This window comes from Croceicoccus sediminis (genome assembly GCF_007570835.1).
Lineage (GTDB): Bacteria > Pseudomonadota > Alphaproteobacteria > Sphingomonadales > Sphingomonadaceae > Croceicoccus > Croceicoccus sediminis.
Genome location: NZ_SUNC01000002.1, coordinates 1 through 24,576, shown reverse-complemented (window position 1 = coordinate 24,576; position 24,576 = coordinate 1). Strand labels below are relative to the sequence as shown.

Below are 24,576 nucleotides of genomic sequence, written 5' to 3'. Positions count from 1 at the left end.
GGGCATGGAGCGCGCGCCGCGACTCCATTGGTGGAGGTAAGGCGCGGCGCGATCACAGCAGGACGACACAAGATGCTCGCTAACCTTCCCGCCCAGCCCGCCGATGCGCTGCTCGCGCTGATCAAGCTTTATGCCGCCGACGAACGTGCGGACAAGATCGACCTCGGCGTCGGCGTCTACCGCACCGGCGATGGCGGGACCCCGGTTTTCGGCGCGATCAAGGGTGCGGAAAAGAAACTGCTCGATACGCAGGATTCCAAGGCCTACCTCGGCCCTGAAGGCGATATGGGTTTTGTCGACGCGCTCAAGCCTTTCATCTTCGGCAAGGGCTTTGCCAAGATGGACCAGATCGACGGGATGCAGACGCCGGGCGGCACCGGCGGCGTTCGCCTTGCCGTGGGCCTTGCCAAGAAGGCAGGCATCCAGCGCGTCATCATGGGCACGCCCAGCTGGCCCAACCACGCGCAGATCATGAAGGATCTGGAACTCGATACGCAGGCCTTTAATCACGCGGCAAACGGCGTCGTCGACATGGACGCGCTGAAGGCGGCGATCGCGGGGGCCGGTCCCAACGACGCGATCCTGCTGCACGGATGCTGCCACAACCCCACCGGCATCGACTATTCGGTCGAACAGTGGGACGAGATCGCATCCGCGCTGAAGGAAAAGGGCCTGCTGCCGATCCTCGACCTTGCCTACCAGGGTCTTGGCGACGGGATGGAAGAGGATGCGCAGGGCGTGCGCATCGTGATGGACGCGGTCCCCGAGGCGCTGCTGGCCTATTCGTGCGACAAGAACTTCGGCCTCTATCGTGACCGCGTCGGCGCGGTTTACGTCATGGCGGACAAGGACGCGCTGCCCGCGATCATGTCGAACGGTGCTTCGCTGGCTCGCGCCAACTGGTCGATGCCGCCCGATCACGGCGCGGCTGCGGTTCGCGTCATCCTGGAAGACGAAGCCCTGACCGCGCAGTGGCTGGACGAGCTTGACCAGATGCGCACCCGCATGCGCCAGGTCCGCGACAGGCTGGCCGCCGCCGGCACCGCGGGCAGCGTCGACATGACGCCCTATGGCACGCAGAACGGGTTGTTCGCGATGCTGCCGCTGTCGAAAGAGCAGATCCAGGCCCTTCGCGACGATCACGCGATCTACATGGCGGGTTCGGGCCGCATCAACGTGGCGGGCCTGACGACAGGCAATATCGAAAAGTTCATCGACGCGGTCGCCGCGGTCAGCGCCTGACGCAAAAAGGGTCTGCGCGCTCCCTCAGGTGGCGCGCAGATCGTTCATCCGTTTCAGGTAACGGGCCAGCACGTCGATCTCCAGGTTGACGGCATCGCCTTTCTTCAAGGTGCCCAGCGTCGTCACTTCGGCGGTGTGGGGAATGATGTTGAGCGAAAACCGCGCCGATCCGTCGGCAAGGTCTTCCACCGCGTTCACCGTCAGCGAAACGCCGTCGACAGTGATAGAACCTTTTGTGGCGATATAGGGCGCGATGGCGGCCGGTGCGTCGATTTCGACGTGCAGCGATCCACCGCGTTCTTCCAGAACAGCGACGCGGCCCACGGCATCGACGTGGCCGGTCACGATGTGTCCGCCCAGTTCGTCGCCCAGTTTCAGCGCAGGTTCCAGGTTCACTTTCGCACTCGAAGCCCACTGCTGCGGTGCGGTCTTGCTGATCGTCTCGTCGCTGACGTCGACCGCGAACCACGCGTCACCGGCCTGTCCGCCGCGTTCCACCACCGTCAGGCACACGCCCGAACAGGCGATCGACGCGCCGATGGCAATCTTTGCCGGATCGAACGGGCAGGCGATGGTGAGGCGGGTGTCGGTACTGCCCTTGTCGGGGCGGTCGACGGCGGCAACGGTGCCGATGGCGGTGACGATTCCAGTGAACATGACGCCCTGCTAGCGGGTGCGGGCAAAGACTTCCAGCGTGTCCGTGCCGAAGCTGCGCCGATCGATCCGGTGCCAGCGTCCATGCGCCTGCGGCAGCGAGGCAAGACCGATGTCCGCGATGCCTTGCATACCGCCCCCGATCACGATCGGCGCACGGTAGATCAAAAGGCGATCGACCGCATCTACGGCAAGAAAGGCCGCTGCGGTCTGCGCCCCGCCTTCGACGAAGAGATATTGAGCAGGGGCCAGCGGCGAAAGGTCCGCCGGATCGCGCAGTGCCTTCCACCCTGTCGGCGCATCGCCGCGTGTCAGCACCCAGCGTTCCGGACTGCGCGCCGCAAGACCTGGCAGCCGCACGTCGAGGCGCGGATCGTCGGCCCGCATCGTGCCGCCGCCGACAAGGATCGCGTCATGCCGTGCGCGTTCCAGATGAGTATGCGCGCGGGCGGCAGGGCCGGTGATCCATTGGCTCTCGCCATTGGCCAGCGCGATGCACCCGTCGAGCGAGAGGGCGAGCTTCAACGTCACGAAGGGGCGCGAGTGTGCTGCGCGCGTGAGGTATCCGGCCAGCGATGCGGCACAACCCTCGTGCTCCGCCTCGACCACCGCGATGCCGGCCTCGCGCAGCATGGCATTGCCGCTGCCCGCCGTGCGCGGATCGGGATCGTGCGCGCCGACGACGACGCGGGCGATGCCCGCTTCGCGCAAGAGGCCCGCACAGCAGGGGCCGCGCGCACTGTCATGGGCGCATGGTTCCAGTGTGACATAGGCCGTCGCGCCATCCGCGTCGGGGCCCGCAGCGGCCAGGGCCATCGCCTCGGCATGAGGGCGGCCGCCCGGCTGGGTCCAGCCGCGCGCGATTACGCGGCCGTCTTTCACCAGGATACAGCCGACGGCGGGATTGGGTCGGGACAGCGGGCGCCCCCGCTCTGCCAGGCGGGCGGCGGCGGATAACCAGCGCAAGTCCGCGCCATTCGCCGCAAGCGCCTTCAATTCTGGCGTGCTTCCATTTCGGCAAGAGCGCGCTGACGCGCCTCTTCCTCGGCCTTGGCCTGTGCGGCGCGTTCAGCTTCGCCCTCCGCGCGGGCGGCTTCGACGTCGATGCCCGATGCCCGTCCGATGGCTTCATAGATCTCGCGCTTCTTCGCCTCGCGCGCTTCGAGTTCGGCCCTGCGGCGATCCTTCTCTTCCTGATTCGCGACGTTCGAGGCCATGATCTCCTCGTCCGAACGATTGGGATCGAGCGTGGAGATCCACGTGATCTCGGGCGCGCGCGGCTCTATGCGGTGTTCTTCCTGGAACATGATCGAAAAGATCGAACCGGTCGCGACCAGCGCGACGAGCGCGATGCGCCAACGATAGGGGTTCTCTTCCATCCAGACCTGCTTGAAGTCGCGGATCGCGCGCAGCGGGTTGAACAGCGTGAAGAAACGGGAAAAGGCGGATGTCTGGGCCATTTGCGGCTCAATAAGGGTTTCTGCCTGAATGTTCCACTAATTACCCGAACGGCGCGTGAAGCGAACGACCGTGCCGTTTCAGCCAGCGGTCGGCCACGCCGATGTCGTGTTCGTAGATCTCACCCAGAAAGGCATGGAAGGCGGGCGAGTGGTCGAAATGCACAAGATGCGCGACTTCGTGCGCGACGACCGAACGGCGCACGTGATCGGGGGCCATGACCAGCCGCCAGTTAACCCGGATCGTGCCGCGCGACGAACACGAACCCCAGCGCCGCTGTGCCCGGCTTAACCGGATTTCGGGCGCGGCGATGCCCGCAGCCTCGCAATAAAAGGCAAGGTCGGCGCGCATCAGGGCGATGGCTTCGCCTTCCAGCCAGCGTTGAACCCGGCCTGCCACGTTTTCGAACGGGCCGCCCAGTTGCAGCATGTCGCCCACGATGGCCGGTCGGCGCGGCAGGTCGGCGCGCCAGGTGATGACGAGTTCGCGCCCCCGGAACGATAGTGCCGAACCACTCCCGATCGTCTCGCGCTCGGGCATATTGCCAAGCTGCGCCGCGATCCATGAGGTGCGCGATGCGGCGAACAGGCGCGCTTCGCCGAAGGGGGCCCAGCGCGGGATGGACACGCGCGCCTCGCTCCCATCAGGGGCAAGGCGCAAGGTCATTCGGCGGGCCGTGGGATGGCGGCGGATGCGCAATGTAAGCTGGCGCCCATCGGGCAGGGTGAGAGTGGACAGGTCCTCGCTCGGCACGGCGGTCTTGCGCTTCAGGAACGCTTCGAGCCCGCGCCGCGCCCTGCTCGTCATGGCAGGTCGGCCCCACCGTCTTCATCAATATCGGCGTCGTCGATGCGTACGGCCTCGTACCCCTCGATCTGGACGTGGTTCTCGATCGCGTCGACCTCGTCCTCGCTGATCACGCGGCCCGCGACCGAGATACCGGCTTGCACGACCGTCTCGCGGTCGCCGCTGACGAGGTAGTGCCAGTCGTAAAGCGGCTTGCCCTCTGCCCGCAGGCGATAGGCGCAGGTTTGGGGCAGCCAAGGCAAACGGCCCGCATTTTCGCGGGTCATCTGCTGGCAGTCGGGTACTTTCGCCTTGCGATTGGGATAGTCGGTGCACCGCGCAGTGCATGTGTCGAGAAGCGTGCAGGAAACGTCGGTGTCGTAGATTTCGCCGGTGTCCGCGTCCTCAAGCTTGACGAGGCAGCACTGCCCGCAACCGTCGCACAAGGCTTCCCACTCCGCTTCGTCCAGCGTGCCTAGCGGACGTTCCCAGAACGGGGGTGTCACTTCACCCATTTCGCCAGTTCTTCGGCCACGGCAGGCCCGCCCATGTCGGTCGGCAACAGGGCCACCGGCTCGCCATCGGGATCGAACAGCACGGTCTGGTTGGTGTGATTGACAAGATAGCCGCCGCCTTCGGAAGGCTCGCCGATCTCGTAATAGACGACGAACTTTTTCGCCGCCGCGTCGATGGCTTCCTGCGTGCCGGTAAGGCCGACCATGCGCGGGTGGAAGTTTGCTGCGAATTCGCCGACCACTTCAGGCGTGTCGCGCTTGGGATCGACCGTCACGAATATCGGCGTGACGTTCTTGCCCAGTTCGGGATTGTCCTTTTCGAACTGGCGCAGGCCCTGGCCGATGGCCGCGGCATCGACCGGGCAGACGTCGGGGCAGAAGGTGTAGCCGAAATAGACGATGCGCCACTGCCCGTCGAAATCGGACCAGCTGACCGGCTGTCCGTCCTTGCCGACAAGCGTGAAATCGCCGCCGATCGATGCGCCTTCCAGCGGCGGTTCGATTTCGGGCGCGCTGCTGCCCCCTTGCGGTCCGCATGCGGCCAGAAGCACCGCGGCGGCGAGCGGGAGGACGCGAAAGAGCGATTTGTTCATGTTGTATCGGGGCATAGCGGGCCGGTTCATGTCCTGCTAAGAGGCTGGACGCAAGAGCCATGGGATAGATGGACACGTCGAACCCAGGGGCTGACACGATGAAAGAGGGTCTTCAATTGTTTCGCACGATAATGCGGACGGGCGCATTGGCCATGGCGGGCCTCGGCCTTGCCGTCGCTGCCCCTGCCTCCGCGCAGTTTTCCGACGGTTACCGCTTTCTGGAAGCGGTGAAGAAGCGCGATGGCGACAAGGTGACGGAATATCTTTCCGAACCGGGCTCAACCCTCGTCAACGCGCGCAACATTTCCACCGGCGAATCCGGGCTGCACATCGTGGTCGAACGCCGCGATCTGGTGTGGGTGAAGTTCCTCCTGCAAAAAGGCGCGAACCCGAACATTCGCGACAACAACGGTGTAACCCCGCTCGAACTGGCCGCATCGCTGCGCTTTATCGAGGGGATGGAAGCCCTTGCCGAGGCGGGCGCGCAAGTCGATGAAACCAATTCGACCGGCGAAACCCCGCTGATGCTGGCCGCGCACTTGCGCGATGCCGACATGGCGAAGATCCTGCTGGAAAACGGGGCGAACCCGGACAAGGCCGACAATTCGGGTCGCAGCGCGCGCGACTATGCCGTGCGCGACGGGCGCAACAGCCCGGTCCTCGCCGCGATCGAGGCCGCCGACGGCGAGAACGGGGACGGGGGCACATACGGCCCCGACATGCGTTAGACCGACATGGAAAAGCCCGACTACGCATCGATGACGCTGGACGAAATGGCGCAGGCCCTGGCTCCGGCCGTGGCCGATGCCGCCGTGTTCGACGGCTGGACGGACAAGGCGGTGGCGTCCGCTGCCGAGTTCGAAGGGCTGGACCCCGATGTCGCGCGGCTCGCCTATCCGGGCGGTCCGATGGACATGATCGAGGCGTGGATTTCCGCCACCGACCGCGCGATGGCCGAGGCTTTGCCGGCGGACATGATCGCGCAGATGGGCTTTTCGCAGCGGATCCGCTCGCTCGTCGTTTTCCGCATCGAACAGGCCGCGCAAAAGCGCGAGGCGCTGCGCCGCGCGCTCGTTGTCATGGCGATGCCGCAAAACGCGGTCCGCACCGCAAAGCTGAGCTGGCGCACCGCGGACCTGATGTGGCGCATGGCGGGCGATACCGCGACCGACTTCAACCACTATTCCAAGCGCGCGATCCTGGCCTCTATCTATGCTGCGACGCTGACCGTGCTGGTCGACGACGACAGCGCGGGCCAGGCCGACACTTACTCCTTCCTCGACCGGCGGCTGGAAGACGTGGCGCGCTTTGGCAAGGCCAAGGCCCGCTTCACCGGGGGCGACCGCGAACACTTCAGCCTTGCCCGCATGTTGGGGCGCCTGCGTTACCCCGCGCGCTGAGGCGAATTTGATTCAGGTCAATTATTGAGAATGAGTTGCAAAGTCGTCTGACTTGTGCGACCCGCCCGATTCTCATGACTGCACATGCCGAGATGTCGCTGGCCGACAGGCCGCTTGGAAACGCCGTCCGCGTCGTCGCGGTCGATTGGGCCGTTCTGGACGAGGGCGAGGCCCGCCGATTGCGCGCGCTAGGCATCGACAGCGGGGCGGTCCTCAAGATCGCGCATCGCGGCATCTTTTCGGGTCGTGATCCGATCGCGATTGAAATCGGCCGCATGACCGTCGCCCTGCGCCGCGCCCATGCGCTGGCCATTACGGTCGTCGATGCGCCCGACGAAGGCGTGCATCCCTCGGGACACACCGCTTCGGAGTACGCGAAGTGAGCCGCGCGCCGCGCACGATCGCACTGGTCGGCAATCCCAACGCGGGCAAGAGCGCGCTGTTCAACGCCCTGACCGGCGCACGCCAGAAGATTGCGAACTATCCGGGCGTGACGGTGGAGCGCAAGGCGGGGCGCATGACATTTGCCAGCGGCGAGCCGGCCGAACTGATCGACCTGCCCGGTTCCTATTCGTTCGAACCGTCCAGCCCCGACGAGGCCGTGACCCGCGATGTCGTCATGGGCCACCAGGAAGGTCAGCGCCGTCCCGACGCGCTGATCGTCGTGGTCGATGCCAACAACCTCGAACAGCATCTGGTTTTCGCGCAGGAAGTCATCGCGCTGGGCATGCCGACGGTCCTCGCGCTCAACATGCTGGACCTTGCCGCGCGTGACGGGCTCGTGCTCGATCCCAAGGCCCTGGAAGAATCGCTGGGCGTTCCGGTGATCGAAACCGTCGCCGTGCGGCGCAAGGGCTTGACCGAACTGACCGCAGAAGTCGCGAAAGTCACCGAAGAGGGCGCGCACGAACCGACCCTGCCCACCCATGTCGACATCGTCGAACGCCGCGTCAGCGCGCGGGCCATGGCCAAGGGTGCGATCATTTCGGAAACGAAGCAGCGCCGTCTGCACCGCGGGTTGGACAAGGTCCTGCTGCATCCGTGGATCGGGCCGGTCGTGCTCTTCGCGCTGCTGTTCATCGTGTTCCAGGCCGTTTTCGCCTGGGCGGCGCCCTTTGCCGATGCGCTCGAAGGGGTCGTGGCCGCCCTGTCCGACGCGGTCGTCACCAATTTCCCGGCGGGCCTCTTGCGCGACGCCGTGACCGAGGGGCTTCTGGCAGGCGTCGGTTCGGTAGTCGTCTTCCTGCCGCAGATCATCATCCTGTTCTTCTTCATCCTGGTGATGGAGGCGACCGGATACATGGCCCGCGCGGCATACCTGATGGACCGCATGATGGCGTCCGTGGGCCTGTCGGGCCGCAGCTTCATCCCGCTGCTGTCCAGCTTTGCCTGCGCCATTCCCGGCATCATGGCGACGCGTTCGATCACCGATCCCAAGGACCGGCTGACCACGATCCTGATCGCGCCGCTGATGACATGTTCGGCGCGCCTGCCGGTCTATGCCGTCATCATCGCCGCGTTCATTCCCGCGCAGACCGTCGGGCCGGGCATCGGGCTTCAGGGGCTGGTCCTTTTCGCGCTTTACGTCGCAGGGATAGTCGGGGCCATGCTGGTCGCCTTCGTCCTGCGCCGCAGCGTGACGCAAGGGGCGGCGTCGGGCTTCATCATGGAACTGCCGCGTTATCAGTGGCCGCGTGCACGCGACATCGCCATCGGCCTGTGGCAGCGCGGCTACATCTTCCTGCGCCGCGCGGGCACGATCATCTTTACCGTTACCATCGTCCTGTGGCTGCTGTTGTCCTTCCCCCAGGCAGAACCGGGCGAGAACCAGGTCGACGCCTCCATCGCGGGCAAACTGGCCAATGGCCTTGCCGTCGTGGTCGAACCGATCGGCTTCAACCGCGACATGGCCCTGTCGCTGATCCCGGCAATGGCCGCGCGCGAAGTTGCCGTGTCCTCGCTGGCCACCACATATGCCGTGGCGAGCGACGACGAGGACGAAACGGCAGAGGCGCTGGGCACGCGGCTGGCCGCCGACTGGACCTTGCCGATGGCGCTGTCGTTCCTGGCTTGGTTTGTCTTCGCGCCGCAGTGCCTGTCGACCATCGCCGTGGCCAAGCGTGAGACGAACGGCTGGAAATGGCCCATCGTCATGCTGCTCTACCTGTTCGCGCTGGCCTATATCGCGGCAGGTGCAACGTTCTGGATCGCGACCGCCGCCGGGCTCTGACGCCAGAGGCCTGTCGATAAGCCCGCACAATCCGCCCCGCTGCCATTGGCGCGGGCGCGGGGGCGGTCCTATATCCTTCACCCAGAATCACTTCGGGCGCGGCCAATCCGGCGTTGCGCCCTTCATCCCATCGAAGGCGGAGAGAACATGGCGGGCTCACTCAACAAGGTCATGCTGATCGGCAACCTCGGCGCGGACCCGGAAATCCGCAGCTTCCAGAACGGCGGCAAAGTGGCCAACCTGCGCATCGCGACGAGCGAGACGTGGAAGGACCGCAACACCGGCGAGCGGCAGGAGAGGACCGAGTGGCACACCGTCGCGATCTTCTCCGAGGGTCTGGTCGGCGTGGTCGAACGTTTCCTGCGCAAGGGCAGCAAGGTCTACATCGAAGGCCAGCTGCAGACCCGCAAGTGGCAGGACCAGCAGGGCAATGACCGGTACAGCACCGAAGTCGTGCTGCGCGGCATGAACGGTACGCTCACCATGCTCGACGGCGCGTCGGGCGGCGGTGGCGGCAACCGCGGCGGTGGCGGCGGTGATTGGGGCGGCGGCTCGGGCGGTTCGTCCGGCGGCGGCTGGAACCAGGGCGCGGGCGCCGGTGCTGCGGGCGCAGCCGGTGGCGGCTGGAATCAGGGCGGCGGATCGTCGGGCAGTTCGGGTTCATCGGGTGGCTCGGGCGGCGGCTACGACGATCTCGACGACGATATTCCGTTCTGAGGGCACGGCCCGTTCCGTTCGGGCGGATTGCACACTGAATGACTGACGGCATCGTCCATCTGGGGCCGGTCGCGCTTGCTGCGGACCGGCTTCTTGCCGTTGTCCTGATGCTGGCGTTCCTGTTCGCGATGGACAGGATCGCCGTGCGGACGGGCCGGGCCGATGCCGGCGCCGTGGGGGCGACACTGCTGGTCGGTATCGTCGCCGCGCGGGCGGCCTATGTCATCAGGCACTGGTCGGCGTATTCCGACGACTGGTTCGATATCTTCGCGTTCTGGCAGGGCGGCTTTGTCGCGTGGGCGGGTTTCGTCGCGGCGGCGCTGTTTCTGGTGTGGCGATTGCGGCGGGGCCGCGCGCTGGTCATGGCACAGGCCGCGCTGGCGATTTGCGCTGCGGCGTGGTTTGCGGGGGCAGCGGCGTTAAGGCCTGCGCCCTATCCGATGCCCGACCTGCCCGTGCTGACGACGTTGGACGGCAGGCCGTTCGACACTTCCACGCTAAAGGGTCGGCCCTATGTCGTGAACCTCTGGGCGACCTGGTGTGGGCCCTGCCGCCGGGAAATGCCCATGTTGACCCATGAAGCCGCTCGCAGCGAAGTGCCGGTCCTGCTGGTCAATCAGCGCGAGGATGCCGCATCGGTCGCGTCTTTCATCAAGGAAGCGGGGTTTCGGCCCGGCGGCGTCGTCCTCGATCCTGCCGGCGCGCTCGGCCGTGAGCTGGGCAATGGCACCATCCCCACCACCGTCTTCGTCGACGCAGCGGGGCAAGTGGTAACGACCCACGTTGGCGAGATTTCACGCGCCGCGTTCCGTGATGAAATCGCCGCGATCAGCGACTAGGGCGTCAGTCGCCCGCCTCCACGATCGTTTCCATCACCACGAAGGACGACGTGCTGGACACGTTGGGCAGGGTGGAGATCCGCTCGCCCAACACCTGGCGATAACTGGCGATGTCCTTGGTGCGGACTTTCAGCAGGAAATCGAAATTGCCCGCGATCATGTGGCATTCCTCCACCTGCTCCACCTGCAGCACGGCCTTGCGGAATTCGCGCATCGACTTGTCGCCGGTGTCGAGCAGTTTGACTTCGGCAAAGGCGATCTGGGCCAGTCCCAGTTTGACCGGATCGACCACCGCGCGGAAACCGCGAATGTACCCCTCGTCCATCAACCGCTTCATGCGCAGCTGGCACGGGGTTTTCGACAGGCCGACCCGCCGCGCCAGTTCGGTGACGGTCAAGCGGCCGTCGGTCTGCAATTCTTCGATGATGCGACGGTCCAGTCGGTCGATCGGACCTTGGGATTCGGGATATTTAGGCATTTCGAACAGTTGAACCCCTATAAAAAGGCACGAACCGGAGTGTGTTATGCCACTCTTTAGTGCCTTTTCCTATCTGCTCGATGATACCTTGCAGGTTCACACTGACGAGAAGGCCCGCCCGTGGACTTTCACCATCCTTTCGCTTCTTTCGCTCCCCCGGTTCAGCCGGCAACCCGCCTGCGCAAGGTGATCACGGCGGCCTATCGCCGATCCGAACCGGACTGTGTCGTACCGCTTATCGCGGCGGCAGAGCTGCCCGACGATTTGCGCGCGCCGGTGCGCGACCTGACCGAAAATCTGGTGAAGGCCCTTCGCAAGAAAGGCCAGCGCGGCGGGGTCGAGGGGCTGGTCAAGGAATACTCGCTGTCCAGCCACGAAGGCGTTGCGCTGATGTGCCTTGCCGAAGCGCTGCTGCGCATTCCCGATGCCGAAACGCGAGACGCGCTGATCCGCGACAAGATCGCCAATGGCGATTGGCAGTCGCACCTGGGGCAGGGCCGTCCTCTGTTCGTGAACGCGGCGACATGGGGCCTTGTCGTTACGCGCAAGCTGGTGTCGAGCGTCAACGACAAGTCGCTGGCCACCGCGCTGACCCGCGTGATCGCGCGTGCGGGCGAACCGGTCATCCGGCAGGGCGTCGACATCGCGATGGAGCTGATGGGCGAACAGTTCGTCACCGGAGAGACGATCCGGGAAGCGCTGAAGCGCGCCCGCGTCTATGAAACGAAGGGCTTTTCCTACAGCTACGACATGCTGGGCGAAGCGGCGACGACCGCGGCGGACGCGGACCGGTATTATGCCGACTACGAACGCGCGATCCACGCCATCGGCAAGGCATCGGATGGGCGCGGTATCCACAAGGGGCCGGGCATTTCGATCAAGCTGTCCGCGCTGTTCCCCCGCTATGTCCGCGCACAGGCGCACCGGGTGATGGCCGAACTGACGCCCAAGGTGCTGGAACTGGCAAAGCTCGCCAAATCCTACGACATCGGGCTCAACATCGATGCCGAAGAAGCGGACCGTCTCGAACTCTCGCTCGACATCGTCGAAGCGCTGGCGATGAACGAGGATCTGGCCGGATGGGACGGGCTGGGCTTCGTCGTGCAGGCCTATGGCAAGCGTTGCCCGTTCGTCATCGACTGGATCGTCGACCTCGCCCGCCGCGCTGATCGCCGCATCATGGTCCGGCTGGTCAAGGGGGCGTACTGGGACAGCGAGATCAAGCGCGCGCAAGTCGAAGGGCTGGAGGATTTTCCCGTCTTCACGCGCAAGGTGCACACCGACGTGTCCTATCTTGCCTGCGCGAAAAAGCTGCTGGACAATCGCGACGCGGTCTTCCCGCAGTTCGCGACGCACAATGCCCAGACGCTGGCCGCGATCTATCACCTGGCCGGGCCGGATTTCAAAGTCGGCGATTGGGAATACCAGTGCCTGCACGGCATGGGCGAACCGCTTTACGAAGAAGTCGTCGCCGCGGCCAAGCTGAACCGCCCGTGCCGCATCTATGCCCCTGTCGGCACGCACGAAACGTTGCTCGCCTATCTGGTGCGCAGGTTGCTGGAAAACGGTGCGAACTCCAGCTTCGTGCACCGCATCTGGGACAACGACGTCTCGGTCGCCGACCTTGCGACCGATCCTGTGGAGCAGGCCAAGACGATCGTTCCGCGCGGCGCTCCGCATGACGAGATCGACAATCCGCGCGACCTTTACCCCGACCGCCGCAATTCGCGCGGGATCGACCTGTCGAACGAATTCGCGCTCGCCGCGCTGTCGGACAAGTTGCAGGAATCGGGACGCGAAATGCCGGTGGCCGGGCCGATGGTTCCCGGCCTTGGGGTAGAGCGCAAGCGGATGCCGGTGCGCAATCCCGCCGATCTTCAGGAAGTCGTCGGCTATTGCGCCTTCGCCGTCGAACGCGACGTGCGCCACGCCGCGCGCGAAGCGGCCAAGGGCAGTGCAGCATGGGCAGCCACCCCGGTCAGCGAACGCGCGGCCTGCCTTGAACGCGCAGCCGACATGATGGAAGCGGACATGGAACGGCTCATGGGCCTGACCATGCGCGAGGCGGGCAAGAGCGCGTCGAACGCCATCGCCGAAGTGCGTGAGGCCGTGGACTTCCTGCGTTATTACGCGCTGCAGGCGCGCGAAACGCTGTCAGATAGCGAGCCGCTTGGCCCCATCGTATGCATCAGCCCGTGGAACTTCCCGCTGGCGATCTTCGTCGGACAGGCCGTTGCCGCGTTGGTCGCGGGCAATACCGTCCTTGCCAAACCCGCCGAGGAAACCCCGCTGATCGCGGCAGAGGCCGTGCGCCTGCTGCACCGTGCGGGCATCCCCGAAAGCGCGCTGCTGTTCCTGCCCGGCGCAGGCGATGTCGGCGCGGCAATGGTCGCTGCACCCGAGGTCGAGGGCGTGATGTTCACCGGGTCGACCGAAGTGGCCAAGCTGATCGAGAAGGAACTGGCCACGCGGCTTTCGCGCCATGGCGCGCCGATCCCGCTGATCGCGGAAACCGGCGGGCAGAACGCGATGGTCGTGGACAGCTCGGCACTGGCCGAACAGGTCGTCGCCGACGTGATCGGCAGCGCCTTCGACAGCGCCGGACAGCGGTGTTCGGCGCTGCGCGTGCTGTGTCTTCAGGAAGAGATCGCGGACCGACAGCTGAAGATGCTGAAAGGCGCGCTCAATGAACTGAGCATCGGCAATACCGAAATGCTGCTGACCGATGTCGGCCCCGTCATCACGCAGGAAGCGCGCGAGATGATCGACGGACACGTGGCCCGCATGGAAGAGGCCGGATGCACCGTCGAGCGCGTCAACCTGCCGCCCGAAACCGAACGCGGCACGTTCGTCGCCCCCACGATCATCGAGATCGCCTCGATCGACTGGCTGGGCCGCGAGGTTTTCGGCCCTGTGCTCCACGTCGTTCGCTACAAGCGCAAGGACCTGATGAAGCTGATCGATTCAATCAACGAGACGGGATACGGCTTGACTTTCGGCCTGCACACGCGGCTCGATGAAACGATCCGGCAAGTGACCGACCGGATCGAGGTGGGCAACGTCTATGTCAATCGCAACACCATCGGTGCCATCGTCGGCGTGCAGCCCTTTGGCGGGTGCGGGCTTTCGGGCACAGGTCCGAAGGCGGGCGGGCCGCTTTACCTTGGCCGCCTGGTGCGGACCGCAGCGAAAGTCGCGCTACCCGATGCGCCGGTCGAACTGCCGGGGCCGGTGGGCGAAAAGAACGTCTACGAACTGAAACCGCGCGGCGAAGTGCTCGTCGTACCCAGCACGCGTGAGGGGCTGGCAAAGCAGCTCGTCACCGTGGCTTCGGCTGGCGACAGCGCCGCGATCCTGGCGGGCGAACATTTGCGCGACGTGGTGGTGCCCGACGGTCTTTCGGTCCGCTGGCTCGACGTGCTGCCCGACGATTGCCATTGGGGTGCGGCCCTGATCGAGACGCCGGACACCGACATATTGGGCAATATCGCCGCGATGGGCGGTCAGATCCCGCTTTTGCAAGCGCCGGGGCCCGACGGCGACTATCACCGCGAATGGCTGATGGAGGAAGTCGCGACTTCGACCAACACCACGGCGGCGGGCGGCAACGCCAGCCTGATGGCGCTGGCGTAAGGCGGCAGGGTCAGGTCTTGAGCCCCTTCAGCGCGGCGAAGGGGTTCTCCTTCTCCGGCTCTTCAAGGCCGACCTCGGTGCGGATGCGGTCCGCTTCGGGGCCGGTCGCGAAGGGATCGATGGCCAGCGCCAGGCTCTGCGCCACGGCCTCGCCGATGTCGAAACGGTCGCCCGTATAAGTGATCTCGTCGCAATCGCTGGCGTCCAGCTCGATTTCCTCGTCCGGCTCGCCATCGCCGGTTTCGGGCACGAACTGGAACAACAGCGGTTCGTCCGCCGTGGCGGGCAGGTCATCACCCGAAATCGCGCAGGACTGCACGAACGATGCCTGCAGGCGGCCGCTGGCGGTGACGATCATGCCGTCCTTTTCCAGCGCCAGCTTCGCCTCCAGCGATTCGACGCTGACAAGGCCGAACCGCTCGGCCAGCCGGTCCCGCTCCGCCGCGTCGGCGATGACTTCGACCTCGCGGCCCTGCGCCTGCCCCACGGCGACCCAGCGCGAAAGTTCGGACACCTCGTGGGTCATCGCGCAATCTCCCCGGCCAGCAGCTTGTCCAGCGGCGTTGCGGCGATGTCGGCGTAAAGCGCGCGCAGCCCTTCGGCCAGCGGCAGGGCGCTTTCCTCGCCCTCGTTACGCGTGACATTGCGGTCGGCGGCTTCGGCAAGGTCGGCGTCGCTGCCGTCGAGGCCTTCCTTGTAGGCCCCGATCCGTCCGCCAAGCGCGGACACCAGCTTGCCCATCGACTTGCCGACGACCAGATCGCCCACGCCCGCTTCGCGCAGCTGGCCGTCCATGTCGTCGATGAACAGCTCGGTCAGCCGGGCCGCGGCCTCGACGTCGCCTTCCTCGTTCAGGCGGATGATGACAAGCGCAGTCACCGCGGTGACCATGTCGAAACGGCCCTCGACACTGTCGGCAACGCCGCTCGACGCGTACCAGTGTTCCTCGCGCGCGATTTCTACGATGCGGTGCCACAGCTTGGTCAGGTCGCCTTCGCGCGGTCCCCCGAATATCCGGTCCAGCAGTCGCAACATCGAAACGCTCCATCCACAAAGCCGCGCCGGGGCGGCCCATTCATCCAAGATTAAACCCGCAAGGGCCAAGCGCCAAGCGCTCTAACCCGAAGCGAAGGGTCCACTTAGTCGACAAAGACGGGACCCTGTGCCTTGTGCGCGTGGCGCACTGTCACTAAGGCTTCGTGCGAAGATATAGGCACACCGTGCGATTGGCGAAAGGCGCGTAGGAACACAATGGCGACGAACCGCAGCGAAAAGACTGTTTCCGTGCTGAAGGTCGCGGCCTTCGCGGCTTTGACGCCGATGCTGCTGGCGGGCTGCACCTCGATCAAGGATCGTCGTGGCTATGTCATGGACCAGGCGCTGACCACCGCTATTACGCCGGGTCTGGACAATCGTCAGTCGGTCGAAGGTACCCTGGGCCAGCCCAGCTTCGCCAGCCAGTTCGGCGATCCGGTCTGGTACTACGTGTCCAGCACCACCGAACAGCGCGTTTTCGGTCAGCCCGAAATCGAAGGGCACGAAGTGCTGAAGGTCGCTTTCGATTCGGCCGGTAACGTCGCCTCGGTGACGACGGCGGGCGTGGACGACGTGCGCGACATCAACCCCGATGGCGACAAGACGCCGACGCTGGGCCGTGACCGTGGCTTCTTGGAAGACCTGTTCGGCAACATCGGCGCGGTCGGTGCGGGCGGCCTGGGCGGCGGTGCCGGCGGGGGAACGAACGGCAGCTGAGACAGGCTGAGCGCCGCTCGATATTGAACGGCGCGCCCGCGATCCCATATCGCGGCCATGGACGGAAACATGCAGGCCCACGGCCTTACACCGTGGCACGGTACCACCATCATCGGCGTGAAGCGCGGCGGCAAGACCGTCGTTGCCGGTGATGGACAGGTTTCTATGGGCAACACCGTGATGAAGCCCAACGCACGCAAGGTGCGCCGTATCGGCGAAGGCGGCAAGGTCGTCGCCGGGTTCGCCGGCGCCACTGCCGACGCCTTCACCTTGTTCGACCGGCTGGAAAAGAAGCTGGAGCAATATCGCGGTCAGCTGATGCGCGCCGCGGTCGAACTGGCCAAGGACTGGCGCACCGACAAGTATCTTCGCAATCTTGAGGCGTTGATGATCGTGGCGGACAAGGACGTCCTCTTGGTCATCACCGGCAATGGCGACGTGCTGGAACCCGAAGGCGGCATCACGGCCATTGGTTCGGGCGGCAACTACGCCCTGTCCGCCGCCCGTGCGCTGGTCGATTACGAGGAAGACCCCGAGACGATCGCGCGCAAGGCGATGAAGGTCGCCGCCGACATCTGCGTCTTCACGAACGACAACGTGACGCTCGAAGCCGTCGAATCCTGATCGAAAAGAAACCCATGAAGAACCTGACCCCCAAGGCCATCGTCGCCGCATTGGACGAACATATCGTCGGCCAGAAGGACGCCAAGCGCGCCGTTGCCGTTGCCCTGCGCAACCGCTGGCGCCGTCAGCGCCTGAAGGACGAACTGCGCGACGAGGTCACGCCCAAGAACATCCTGATGATCGGCCCCACCGGCTGCGGCAAGACCGAGATCAGCCGCCGCCTAGCCAAGCTGGCCGACGCGCCTTTCGTGAAAGTCGAAGCGACCAAGTTCACCGAAGTCGGCTATGTCGGCCGCGACGTCGAACAGATCGCCCGCGACCTTGCCGAAGAGGCGATCCGCCTTGAAAAGGACCGCCGCCGCGAGGCCGTTCGCGAAGCGGCCAGTGCCGCCGCGATGAAGCGCCTGCTCGACGCGCTCGTCGGTGATTCGGCCAGCGAGGCGACGCGCGAAAGCTTTCGCCAGCGGGTGGTCGACAACCACCTCAACGACAAGGAGATCGAGATCGAGGTGGAGGATACGCCCAATACCTCGATGGAAATCCCCGGCATGGGCGGCAATGTCGGCATGATCAACTTGTCCGACATGATGGGCAAGGCGTTCGGCGGCGCCAAGATGAAGCGCCGCAAGCTGACCGTGGCGCAGGCCTGGGACAAGCTGGTCGACGAGGAATCCGAAAAGCGCATGGACCAGGACGACGTCGCCCGCGTCGCGCTGCAGAATGCAGAGCACAACGGCATCGTCTTCCTGGACGAGATCGACAAGATCGCCGTGTCCGACGTGCGCGGCGGATCGGTTTCGCGCGAAGGCGTGCAGCGCGACCTGCTGCCGCTGATCGAGGGTACGACGGTGGCCACCAAGTATGGCCCGATGAAGACCGACCACATCCTCTTCATCGCATCGGGCGCGTTCCACGTGTCGAAGCCCAGCGACATGCTGCCCGAATTGCAGGGCCGCTTGCCGATCCGCGTCGAACTGCGCGCGCTGACCGAAGAGGATTTCATCCGCATCCTGTCGGAAACGCGGGCGAACCTTGTCGAGCAGTACAAGGCGCTGATCGCGACTGAGGAAGTCACGCTCGATTTCCAGCCTGACGCGATCCGGGAAATCGCCGCGACCGCTGCGCAAGTGAACGAGAGCGTCGAAAACATCGGCGCGCGCCGCCTTCAGACAGTGATGGAAAAGCTGCTGGAAGAAGTCAGCTTCGATGCCGAGGAACGCACCGGCACGACCGTCACGATCGACAAGGAATACGTGCGCGACAAGCTGGGCGAACTGGCCGGCGACGCGGACCTGTCGAAGTATATTCTGTGATCATAGCGGTGCCGGCGGAAGGACCGCTGCCGGCACCGTCATGCTGCGCTGATCCACAGCTGCAGCATGGTTTCACGCCGAACCGTTTTTCGGTTGCGACGTAGTCAAGCCGCAGACTCGCTCCTGTGCAAAAGTAATGTTATCCAATGCGTAACGCGGCTCTCTGGACTCGAGTCGCGCAGCATACGGGACGATGCTTACATGGACGGACGCAATGGTCAGGTCGGTTCGATTCTGTCCGAAGCAAGGCTTCGGCAGGGGCTTACCCTTGCCGACATAGCGTCCAGCACGAAGGTTTCGACACGCTATCTCGAAGCGCTCGAACATGATGCGTTTTCCGAACTTCCCAGCAAGATTCACGCAATTGGCTTTGCGCGGGCATTCGCCAATTGCGTGTGCCTTGATGCCGATGAAATCGTCGACACGGTCAGGGCGCGGCTCAATCCCGGCGGGGAGAGCCAGGGCGCATCGGCGCTGCGTCATGAACGCAAGCGGCGCGGCCGCCCCGTCGCCAACATGATCGGCGCGGCGCGGTCTTTCCTCTCGCTCTGACGCGAGAGTTTTTCAGTTCATTTGCAAATCCGCTGACGCGAGGATCCGCACCGACCCTTCTGGTCGCGAAACGATCAGTGCGGGGCGAGGCCGATCTCCACGCCGGTCTTGTCGGTCAGCGCGAACTTGTCGACCAGGTCGGCGCTGGCGGTGTTCAGCCCGACGACCTGCACGCTGCGCCCGTGGCGGCGCATACGCTCCACCACCTTGTCCAGCGCGCCGACGGCCGAGATGTCCCAGAAGTGCGCTCGGGTGACGTCGATGACGACGTGCATCGCCGCGTCCTCGTACTGGCTTTCGGGGCCAAGCGCCTTTTCGAACCGGTCGACCGAGGCGAAGAAGATCTGGCCTTCGACCTTGTAGACCGCCTTTTCGCCATCGCGCACACGCTCCACCCAGAACATGCGCTGCACTTTGCCGGCGAAGAAGATGCCCGACAGCAGCACGCCCGAGAGGACGCCGATCGAAAGGTCGTGCGTCGCAACGACCATGAACACCGTTGTTAGCATGACGACCGAGGACGGCCACGGATGCTTGCGAAGGTTGGGGATCGAGTTCCACGAGAAGGTGCCGATCGAGACCATGATCATGACGGCGACCAGCGCGGGCATCGGGATCTGTCCGACGAACGGACCCAGCGCCGCCAGCAGCACCAGCAGCGTAAGGCCCGCCGTCATCGTCGAAAGCCGGGTGCGTCCGCCGCTTGTCACGTTGATGACCGACTGCCCGATCATCGCGCAGCCGCCCATGCCGCCGACCAGCGAGGCGCCGATATTGGCCGCACCCTGGCCCCAACATTCGCGGCGCTTGTTGGAATCGGTGTGCGTCATGTCGTCCACGATCTGCGCCGTCAGCAGCGATTCGAGCAGGCCGACCGCCGCCATCGCCGCCGAATAGGGCGCGATGATCTGCAGCGTTTCCCACGTCAGCGGAACGTTGGGCAGGACGAGGCTTGGCAAGCCCTGCGGCAGGTCACCCATGTCGCCCACGGTAAAGACCGGCAGGCCCAGCGGGATCGAGATCGCCGAAAGCACGATGATCGCGACCAGCGGCGAAGGCACTGCCTTGGTCACGCGCGGCAGCAGGTAGATGATCGCAAGGCCGCCCAGCACCATGGCATAAGTATGCCAGGTCACATTGGTCAGCTGCGGCAGCTGCGCCATGAAAATCAGGATGGCGAGTGCGTTCACGAAACCCGTGATGACCGAGCGCGAGACGAACTGCATCAGGAGGTCAAGCCGCAGGATAGAGGCGATTATCTGGAACAGGCCCATCAGGATCGTCGCGGCGAACAGGTATTCCACCCCGTGATCGCGCACCAGCGGCACGACCAGCACCGCAACTGCCGCCGTCGCCGCCGAGATCATCCCCGGACGCCCGCCGGTGAACGAGATGATGATTGCAATCGCGACCGAGGCATAGAGCCCGACTCGCGGATCGACGCCCGCGATGATCGAGAAGCCGATCGCCTCCGGAATGAGGGCGAGGGCGACGACGATACCGGCAAGGACGTCGGCACGGACGTTCGAGAACCAGTCGCGCTTCAACGCTCCGGGCTGGGTCATGATCGGGCTTTCCACTATGTCTTCTCTAGGAGGGGCGGGCGCGTCCCGCCTTCATGTTGCGCCTGCGAACTGCCCTTTTGCCCGCTCATTTGCAACCCTTGCAGGCCTTCGGGCGAATTGCGTGTCCTTGGCGGACGGGGTGGAGTAGCCTCCCCTGCCGGCCCCGAGTCGGTGGAGTTTGGGGGTAAACCATATGAAGAAGATCACCTGTATCGCCGCAGTCCTCGCACTGGCCGCGTGTAACGACGCGCCGAGTGAAGCACCCGTCGCCGAAGAGACGATGGCGGCCGAACCGACCGAGGCGGCATCGATGGCAGTCGATGGCAATCCGTCCGCCGGCAAGTACAAGGTCACCGGCGCCGACGGCGCGACCTGGGATTACGAAGTTCTCGAGGACGGGACCTATACCGTCACGGGTAGCGACGGAACGACCGTTACCGGCACCTGGACCGAGGCAACGCCCGGCGCATGGTGCGAAACGCCCGAAGGCGGCGAAGAAGCCTGCTATACCGAGACGATGAACGAAGACGGCACTTGGACGGCGACCAGCAATACCGATCCGGAAAACGTCGCGACGGTCGAACGCGTCGAAAGCTGAACCATTTCGCGCCGTGGGCCCGGTGGCTCACGGCGCAGTTTATTACCAAGGGATCGGAATGCTTGCAGGCGGATGCCACTGCGGGGCCGTGCGTTACGAAGTAACGGGCGAGCCGAACCACGTGTCGGTCTGCCACTGCACCGATTGCCGCCGCTGTGCCGGGGCGACCGGCGTGGCATGGGCGGGCTTCCCGATAGAGAACCTGTCCTTGAGCGGGGATACGGCGGTCTATTGCTCGACCCTGGGGGTGGAGCGGCGTTTCTGCCTGATCTGTGGGACGGGCCTGTTCTATACGAGCGCCGAGGCTCCGGCGCAGGTCGATATCCAGATCGCCACGCTCGACGATCCGGACGATCTGCCGCCGACGAAGCACGTGCAACTGGCCGATGCGGTCGGCTGGGAAGCGGGTCTTCACGAACTGCCCGGTCACCCGCGGTTTCCGGGTCAGGACTAGCGCCTATTCCGCCGCGTCGGACAAGTCCTCGCTCTCCGTCTGCTGGCGCGACCACATTTCGGCATAGAGCCCACCCTTGCGCAGCAGGTCGGTGTGGCTTCCGCTCTCTGCCAGCTTGCCGCCGTCGAGAACGAGAATACGGTCGGCATCGGCGACGGTCGAAAGGCGGTGCGCGATGGATAGCGTCGTCCGGTTGCGGGCAACAGCGCGCATGGTCTTCAGGATGTCCTGCTCGGTCCGGGAATCGAGCGCGCTGGTCGCTTCGTCGAACAGAATGATCTCCGGGTTCTTGAGCAGCGTGCGCGCGATGGCCACACGCTGTTTCTCGCCGCCCGAAAGCTTCAGGCCCCGCTCTCCCACTTCTGTCTCGTATCCGTCGGGCAGGCGTTCGATGAAGTCGGCGATCGCCGCGCCGCGGGCTGCGGCCTCGATCTCGCCGCGGGTCGCACCTTCGCGGCCATAGGCGATGTTGTAGCCGATCGTGTCGTTGAACAGCACCGAATCCTGCGGCACCACGCCGATATGGCGGCGCAGCGACTCCTGCGTGACGGAACGGATATCCTTGCCCGATATCAGGATGCGCCCGGCCTGCGGATCGTAGAACCGGAACAGCAGGCGCGCGATTGTAGACTTGCCCGCGCCCGAAGGGCCGACGATGGCGACGCGCTCCCCCGCTTCGACCGCGAACGTCAGGCCGTGCAGGATATCCCGCTCCTTCTCGTATCCGAAGCGGACCTTGTCGAAGACCACCGTGGCCCGGCGCATGTCGAGCGCAGGCGCATTCGGCGCGTCGGACACCTGTAGCGGCGTATCCATCAGCTTGAACATCTCGGCCATGTCGATCAGCCCCTGGCGGATCGTGCGATAGACCATGCCCAGCATGTCGAGCGGGCGGAAAAGCTGGGTGAGGTACGTGTTCACCAGCACGAGATCGCCCGTGGTCAGCCGCCCCTGGCTCCACCCCCACACGGTATAGGCCATGGCCCCGCCCATCAGCAGGTTCATGATGACCGCCTGCGCGATGTTCAGAAGGCCCAGCGAATTCTCGCTCTTCGTCGCGGCGGTCGCATAGGCGCGGGTGGCGCGTTCGTAACGCTCCTGCTCCCGGTGCTCCGCGCCGAAGTATTTCACCGTTTCATAGTTGAGCAGGCTGTCGACCGCGCGGGACAGGGCCTGTCCGTCCAGCTCGTTCATCTGCGCGCGCAGCGCCGTGCGCCACTCGGTTATCCAGCGGGTGACGAGGACATAGGCCACGACCGTCGCGGCGGTTGCGGCCACCAGCGTCCACCCGAAATTGATATAGAAGACGACCGCCACCGCGATCAGCTCGATCACGGTCGGCGCGATGTTGAACAGCAGGAAGTAAAGCATCGTGTCGATGCTCTTGGTGCCGCGCTCGATCGTCTTGGTCACTTCGCCGGTGCGGCGCGACAGGTGGAAGCTGAGCGACAGGCGGTGCAGGCGGGCAAAGACGTCGGCGGCCAGCTTCTGTGTCGCGTCCTGCGCCACGCGTTCGAAGGCGATGTTGCGAAGGTTGTTGAACAACACGCCCCCGAACCTGCCCGCGGCATAGGCGATGACTAGCGCCATGGCCGCCATCGCGGCCTGCCTGCTGGGCGTCGTCATCGCGTCGACCGCCATCTTGTAGGCGAAGGGCAGGGCAAGCGTCGTCGCCTTGGCGATCAGCACCATGACCATGGCGATGACGATCCGGCGGCGCAGGGGCGTGTTCCCCTTGGGCCAGAGATAGGGAAGGAACCGCTTCATCACCCGCCAGTCGGCGGAGGTATCGAGCGTCTTTGTCGTGGCGTGATCGGGCGGCATCGCCCCTTATCTAGGGCACGTGCGCTGCATTGCCATATGAAGCGGCATATAAGGCCGCATATAAGAGCGGGCGATCAGCCCTGGTCTTCGTCCAGTTCGAAGGCGATCTGGCGGCGGCGGAAATCGACGGCAATCCGCTTGAACAGGCTGAGGTGGTTCATGCCCAGCAGGATGGCCGGTCGCTCGGTCAGGCCCAGTTCCTCGAAGACCGAAGTGTCGGCGATGGCGATCAGGGAATCGTCGATCACGACACGGTCTATCTCCAGCTTGCCGGCATTGATGATGTCGACCTTGCGCGTATTGCCCAGCACGTCGGTGATGCTCGTACGCGCGACGACGGGCCGATCGGGATAGTAACGATCGCGCAATGCGCGGTTGCCGACGGTGAAGCTGGCGCCGGTGTCGATCACGATGTCGATGCTGCGCCCGTCCAGATAGGCGCGCCGCACGATAAGGCGCTTGTCCTTTCGGTGGGCGCGCACGATAATCTCGTTGTTGCCCGCACGCATCATGCCCTTGGACGGGGCGACGGTGATCTCGTTCTTGTCGAAGTCGAGGGTGATCCGCTGATCGCGCAGGGAATCGATCCCGATGATGCCGGCGGCACCGATGTCCCATTCGTTGATGACCGCCGCATCGAGATCGCGAATCCGCGTTTTGCCCACGACCAGTTCGTCGAGCAGTACGCTGCCGGCATCGCTTTGCCCGGCAATGCTGATCACCTTCTTCTGCCGGTCCGACACCAAGCCGAGCTGTTTCGCGACCCGGCCGGAGATAACGGTCCACTCTGAACCGGTATCGACAAGGAAGTCGAACGGGCCGTGCTTTCCGATCCCGACGGTCAGGGTAATCCGGTCATCACGTTCCTGTGCGCTCAGTGTTTCGGGCGCTATCTCCTCCTCGTAAGGAAGAGGCGGCGTAACGTCCTGCGCGGCGAACTCCTGTGCGGCCACGGGGCCGGCAAGAGTTGTACCTAGAATCAGGCAGATGACACGGACGAGGGCTTTCATGGCTCTTTCTCCCGCATCGAGACTACGCCTGATTATTGTAAATTGCCATCATCACGGCCCAAGGTGACGGCCGAAGGAGGTTTCAGGCCGCCCCTGTCGCGGGCGACGGCATGCCGGGATCAACTTTTTTGGGGGCTTAAGTGGCGGAAATCAGGGCTTTTTGGGATCGGTTCGGATCGAATTGAAATAAAATTGCAAAAAGGCGTTGACCGACTCAGGTACCTGCCCATATACGGCCCTCACCGACGGGGACGACGCTTTAACGGCTCGCTTTCATCGGTCGCCAACTTAGCTGGACGACATAGTCCCCCGGAAGGAAGTTTCGGGGAACGATAGTTG

Annotated in this window: 26 protein-coding genes; 14 read left to right on the top strand and 12 right to left on the bottom strand. The window is 64.7% G+C overall.

All coding sequences use genetic code 11. From position 1 onward, the window contains the following. Positions 1-72 precede the first annotated feature (72 nt). The gene (locus FAX90_RS08280) at positions 73-1,242 is read left to right on the top strand and encodes an amino acid aminotransferase (protein WP_144096939.1); all 1,170 of its coding nucleotides are present in this window, start codon (positions 73-75) and stop codon (positions 1,240-1,242) included. 24 nt (positions 1,243-1,266) lie between these two features. Here the strand turns inward: FAX90_RS08280 and FAX90_RS08275 are convergent, their stop codons facing one another. From FAX90_RS08275 to FAX90_RS08250, 6 genes are read right to left on the bottom strand one after another with little or no spacing between them, the layout of a single operon-like run. Continuing rightward, positions 1,267-1,899, bottom strand: coding sequence for a riboflavin synthase (locus FAX90_RS08275; RefSeq protein WP_144096938.1), 633 nt, complete (start codon positions 1,897-1,899; stop codon positions 1,267-1,269). Positions 1,900-1,908: 9 nt separating this feature from the next. Then, complete coding sequence (gene ribD / locus FAX90_RS08270; RefSeq protein ID WP_205700653.1) at positions 1,909-2,892, bottom strand: bifunctional diaminohydroxyphosphoribosylaminopyrimidine deaminase/5-amino-6-(5-phosphoribosylamino)uracil reductase RibD; 984 nt, start codon at positions 2,890-2,892, stop codon at positions 1,909-1,911. Continuing rightward, positions 2,889-3,356, bottom strand: coding sequence for a hypothetical protein (locus FAX90_RS08265; RefSeq protein ID WP_144096937.1), 468 nt, complete (start codon positions 3,354-3,356; stop codon positions 2,889-2,891). The genes ribD and FAX90_RS08265 overlap by 4 nt, the downstream gene beginning before the upstream one ends. 40 nt (positions 3,357-3,396) lie before the next feature. Continuing rightward, on the bottom strand, positions 3,397-4,161 hold the full coding sequence (locus FAX90_RS08260; protein ID WP_144096936.1) for a M48 family metallopeptidase: 765 nt from the start codon (positions 4,159-4,161) through the stop codon (positions 3,397-3,399). Next, a complete protein-coding gene (locus FAX90_RS08255) occupies positions 4,158-4,655 on the bottom strand; it encodes a YcgN family cysteine cluster protein (protein WP_144096935.1) in 498 nt (165 codons plus the stop codon). Before FAX90_RS08255 ends, FAX90_RS08260 begins: the two co-directional genes overlap by 4 nt. Then, positions 4,643-5,248, bottom strand: coding sequence for an SCO family protein (locus FAX90_RS08250; RefSeq protein ID WP_144096934.1), 606 nt, complete (start codon positions 5,246-5,248; stop codon positions 4,643-4,645). Before FAX90_RS08250 ends, FAX90_RS08255 begins: the two co-directional genes overlap by 13 nt. A 98-nt stretch (positions 5,249-5,346) precedes the next feature. Between FAX90_RS08250 and FAX90_RS08245 the strand changes: the two genes are divergently transcribed. The 6 genes from FAX90_RS08245 to FAX90_RS08220 all read left to right on the top strand — a co-directional run bounded on the left by FAX90_RS08245 (position 5,347) and on the right by FAX90_RS08220 (position 10,434). Further along, on the top strand, positions 5,347-5,976 hold the full coding sequence (locus tag FAX90_RS08245; RefSeq protein ID WP_240704803.1) for an ankyrin repeat domain-containing protein: 630 nt from the start codon (positions 5,347-5,349) through the stop codon (positions 5,974-5,976). Between the two features lie 6 nt (positions 5,977-5,982). Further along, positions 5,983-6,648 carry a COQ9 family protein gene (locus FAX90_RS08240; protein ID WP_240704802.1) on the top strand — a complete coding sequence of 222 codons (666 nt, stop codon included), beginning with the start codon at positions 5,983-5,985 and terminating at the stop codon, positions 6,646-6,648. A 74-nt stretch (positions 6,649-6,722) separates the two neighbouring features. After that, a complete protein-coding gene (locus FAX90_RS08235; protein ID WP_338080269.1) occupies positions 6,723-7,031 on the top strand; it encodes a FeoA family protein in 309 nt (102 codons plus the stop codon). Then, on the top strand, positions 7,028-8,878 hold the full coding sequence (gene feoB / locus FAX90_RS08230; RefSeq protein ID WP_144096933.1) for a ferrous iron transporter B: 1,851 nt from the start codon (positions 7,028-7,030) through the stop codon (positions 8,876-8,878). Before FAX90_RS08235 ends, feoB begins: the two co-directional genes overlap by 4 nt. A 147-nt stretch (positions 8,879-9,025) precedes the next feature. Beyond that, positions 9,026-9,595 (top strand): single-stranded DNA-binding protein, encoded by a 570-nt coding sequence (ssb, locus tag FAX90_RS08225; protein ID WP_144096932.1) that lies wholly within the window; start codon positions 9,026-9,028, stop codon positions 9,593-9,595. A gap of 38 nt (positions 9,596-9,633) precedes the next feature. Then, positions 9,634-10,434 (top strand): TlpA disulfide reductase family protein, encoded by an 801-nt coding sequence (locus tag FAX90_RS08220; RefSeq protein ID WP_144096931.1) that lies wholly within the window; start codon positions 9,634-9,636, stop codon positions 10,432-10,434. A gap of 4 nt (positions 10,435-10,438) precedes the next feature. On the opposite strand, the gene FAX90_RS08215 is transcribed toward FAX90_RS08220, so the two are convergent. After that, positions 10,439-10,912 (bottom strand): Lrp/AsnC family transcriptional regulator, encoded by a 474-nt coding sequence (locus FAX90_RS08215; protein ID WP_144096930.1) that lies wholly within the window; start codon positions 10,910-10,912, stop codon positions 10,439-10,441. 120 nt (positions 10,913-11,032) lie between these two features. Between FAX90_RS08215 and putA the strand changes: the two genes are divergently transcribed. Next, positions 11,033-14,545, top strand: coding sequence for a bifunctional proline dehydrogenase/L-glutamate gamma-semialdehyde dehydrogenase PutA (putA, locus tag FAX90_RS08210; protein ID WP_144096929.1), 3,513 nt, complete (start codon positions 11,033-11,035; stop codon positions 14,543-14,545). A gap of 10 nt (positions 14,546-14,555) precedes the next feature. Here the strand turns inward: putA and FAX90_RS08205 are convergent, their stop codons facing one another. Next, positions 14,556-15,071 carry a YceD family protein gene (locus tag FAX90_RS08205; RefSeq protein ID WP_144096928.1) on the bottom strand — a complete coding sequence of 172 codons (516 nt, stop codon included), beginning with the start codon at positions 15,069-15,071 and terminating at the stop codon, positions 14,556-14,558. Beyond that, positions 15,068-15,580, bottom strand: a complete 513-nt coding sequence (locus FAX90_RS08200; RefSeq protein WP_144096927.1) for a ubiquinol-cytochrome C chaperone family protein — start codon at positions 15,578-15,580, stop codon at positions 15,068-15,070. Before FAX90_RS08200 ends, FAX90_RS08205 begins: the two co-directional genes overlap by 4 nt. 216 nt (positions 15,581-15,796) lie before the next feature. Between FAX90_RS08200 and FAX90_RS08195 the strand changes: the two genes are divergently transcribed. The 4 genes from FAX90_RS08195 (at position 15,797) to FAX90_RS08180 (ending at position 18,786) form a co-directional block, all read left to right on the top strand. Continuing rightward, positions 15,797-16,297, top strand: a complete 501-nt coding sequence (locus tag FAX90_RS08195; protein ID WP_240704801.1) for an outer membrane protein assembly factor BamE — start codon at positions 15,797-15,799, stop codon at positions 16,295-16,297. Positions 16,298-16,354: 57 nt separating this feature from the next. Continuing rightward, positions 16,355-16,921, top strand: coding sequence for an ATP-dependent protease subunit HslV (gene hslV, locus FAX90_RS08190; protein WP_144096926.1), 567 nt, complete (start codon positions 16,355-16,357; stop codon positions 16,919-16,921). Positions 16,922-16,935: 14 nt separating this feature from the next. Next, complete coding sequence (gene hslU, locus FAX90_RS08185; RefSeq protein WP_144096925.1) at positions 16,936-18,234, top strand: ATP-dependent protease ATPase subunit HslU; 1,299 nt, start codon at positions 16,936-16,938, stop codon at positions 18,232-18,234. Between the two features lie 201 nt (positions 18,235-18,435). Next, positions 18,436-18,786, top strand: coding sequence for a helix-turn-helix domain-containing protein (locus FAX90_RS08180; protein ID WP_170234914.1), 351 nt, complete (start codon positions 18,436-18,438; stop codon positions 18,784-18,786). A gap of 74 nt (positions 18,787-18,860) precedes the next feature. Here FAX90_RS08180 and FAX90_RS08175 read toward each other — a convergent pair whose 3' ends face one another. Then, positions 18,861-20,351, bottom strand: a complete 1,491-nt coding sequence (locus tag FAX90_RS08175; RefSeq protein ID WP_144096923.1) for a SulP family inorganic anion transporter — start codon at positions 20,349-20,351, stop codon at positions 18,861-18,863. Between the two features lie 193 nt (positions 20,352-20,544). Here FAX90_RS08175 and FAX90_RS08170 point away from each other — a divergent pair, with 193 nt between their 5' ends. Continuing rightward, complete coding sequence (locus FAX90_RS08170) at positions 20,545-20,949, top strand: hypothetical protein (RefSeq protein WP_144096922.1); 405 nt, start codon at positions 20,545-20,547, stop codon at positions 20,947-20,949. Positions 20,950-21,007: 58 nt separating this feature from the next. Continuing rightward, positions 21,008-21,403: a GFA family protein gene (locus FAX90_RS08165; RefSeq protein WP_144096921.1), complete on the top strand. Its 396-nt coding sequence runs from the start codon at positions 21,008-21,010 to the stop codon at positions 21,401-21,403. 3 nt (positions 21,404-21,406) lie between these two features. On the opposite strand, the gene FAX90_RS08160 is transcribed toward FAX90_RS08165, so the two are convergent. Together FAX90_RS08160 and FAX90_RS08155 are read right to left on the bottom strand one after the other, a co-directional pair. Then, positions 21,407-23,227: an ABCB family ABC transporter ATP-binding protein/permease gene (locus FAX90_RS08160; RefSeq protein ID WP_144096920.1), complete on the bottom strand. Its 1,821-nt coding sequence runs from the start codon at positions 23,225-23,227 to the stop codon at positions 21,407-21,409. Between the two features lie 74 nt (positions 23,228-23,301). Continuing rightward, complete coding sequence (locus FAX90_RS08155; RefSeq protein ID WP_144096919.1) at positions 23,302-24,237, bottom strand: aspartyl protease family protein; 936 nt, start codon at positions 24,235-24,237, stop codon at positions 23,302-23,304. Between the last annotated feature and the right edge of the window lie 339 nt (positions 24,238-24,576).

What these genes read in the sequence shown, in the direction of transcription:
- FAX90_RS08195 (WP_240704801.1), top strand. Translation starts at nt 15,797, where the DNA reads ATGGCGACGAACCGCAGCGAAAAGACTGTTTCCGTGCTGAAGGTCGCG.
- FAX90_RS08235 (WP_338080269.1), top strand. Translation starts at nt 6,723, where the DNA reads ATGACTGCACATGCCGAGATGTCGCTGGCCGACAGGCCGCTTGGAAAC.
- ssb (WP_144096932.1), top strand. Translation starts at nt 9,026, where the DNA reads ATGGCGGGCTCACTCAACAAGGTCATGCTGATCGGCAACCTCGGCGCG.
- hslU (WP_144096925.1), top strand. Translation starts at nt 16,936, where the DNA reads ATGAAGAACCTGACCCCCAAGGCCATCGTCGCCGCATTGGACGAACAT.
- FAX90_RS08165 (WP_144096921.1), top strand. Translation starts at nt 21,008, where the DNA reads ATGCTTGCAGGCGGATGCCACTGCGGGGCCGTGCGTTACGAAGTAACG.
- FAX90_RS08215 (WP_144096930.1), bottom strand. Translation starts at nt 10,912, where the DNA reads ATGCCTAAATATCCCGAATCCCAAGGTCCGATCGACCGACTGGACCGT.
- FAX90_RS08200 (WP_144096927.1), bottom strand. Translation starts at nt 15,580, where the DNA reads ATGTTGCGACTGCTGGACCGGATATTCGGGGGACCGCGCGAAGGCGAC.
- FAX90_RS08275 (WP_144096938.1), bottom strand. Translation starts at nt 1,899, where the DNA reads ATGTTCACTGGAATCGTCACCGCCATCGGCACCGTTGCCGCCGTCGAC.
- FAX90_RS08175 (WP_144096923.1), bottom strand. Translation starts at nt 20,351, where the DNA reads ATGACCCAGCCCGGAGCGTTGAAGCGCGACTGGTTCTCGAACGTCCGT.
- FAX90_RS08240 (WP_240704802.1), top strand. Translation starts at nt 5,983, where the DNA reads ATGGAAAAGCCCGACTACGCATCGATGACGCTGGACGAAATGGCGCAG.
- FAX90_RS08255 (WP_144096935.1), bottom strand. Translation starts at nt 4,655, where the DNA reads ATGGGTGAAGTGACACCCCCGTTCTGGGAACGTCCGCTAGGCACGCTG.
- FAX90_RS08160 (WP_144096920.1), bottom strand. Translation starts at nt 23,227, where the DNA reads ATGCCGCCCGATCACGCCACGACAAAGACGCTCGATACCTCCGCCGAC.
- FAX90_RS08170 (WP_144096922.1), top strand. Translation starts at nt 20,545, where the DNA reads ATGAAGAAGATCACCTGTATCGCCGCAGTCCTCGCACTGGCCGCGTGT.
- FAX90_RS08220 (WP_144096931.1), top strand. Translation starts at nt 9,634, where the DNA reads ATGACTGACGGCATCGTCCATCTGGGGCCGGTCGCGCTTGCTGCGGAC.
- FAX90_RS08180 (WP_170234914.1), top strand. Translation starts at nt 18,436, where the DNA reads ATGGACGGACGCAATGGTCAGGTCGGTTCGATTCTGTCCGAAGCAAGG.
- FAX90_RS08260 (WP_144096936.1), bottom strand. Translation starts at nt 4,161, where the DNA reads ATGACGAGCAGGGCGCGGCGCGGGCTCGAAGCGTTCCTGAAGCGCAAG.
- FAX90_RS08250 (WP_144096934.1), bottom strand. Translation starts at nt 5,248, where the DNA reads ATGAACAAATCGCTCTTTCGCGTCCTCCCGCTCGCCGCCGCGGTGCTT.
- FAX90_RS08280 (WP_144096939.1), top strand. Translation starts at nt 73, where the DNA reads ATGCTCGCTAACCTTCCCGCCCAGCCCGCCGATGCGCTGCTCGCGCTG.
- hslV (WP_144096926.1), top strand. Translation starts at nt 16,355, where the DNA reads ATGGACGGAAACATGCAGGCCCACGGCCTTACACCGTGGCACGGTACC.
- FAX90_RS08245 (WP_240704803.1), top strand. Translation starts at nt 5,347, where the DNA reads ATGAAAGAGGGTCTTCAATTGTTTCGCACGATAATGCGGACGGGCGCA.
- FAX90_RS08155 (WP_144096919.1), bottom strand. Translation starts at nt 24,237, where the DNA reads ATGAAAGCCCTCGTCCGTGTCATCTGCCTGATTCTAGGTACAACTCTT.
- FAX90_RS08265 (WP_144096937.1), bottom strand. Translation starts at nt 3,356, where the DNA reads ATGGCCCAGACATCCGCCTTTTCCCGTTTCTTCACGCTGTTCAACCCG.
- FAX90_RS08205 (WP_144096928.1), bottom strand. Translation starts at nt 15,071, where the DNA reads ATGACCCACGAGGTGTCCGAACTTTCGCGCTGGGTCGCCGTGGGGCAG.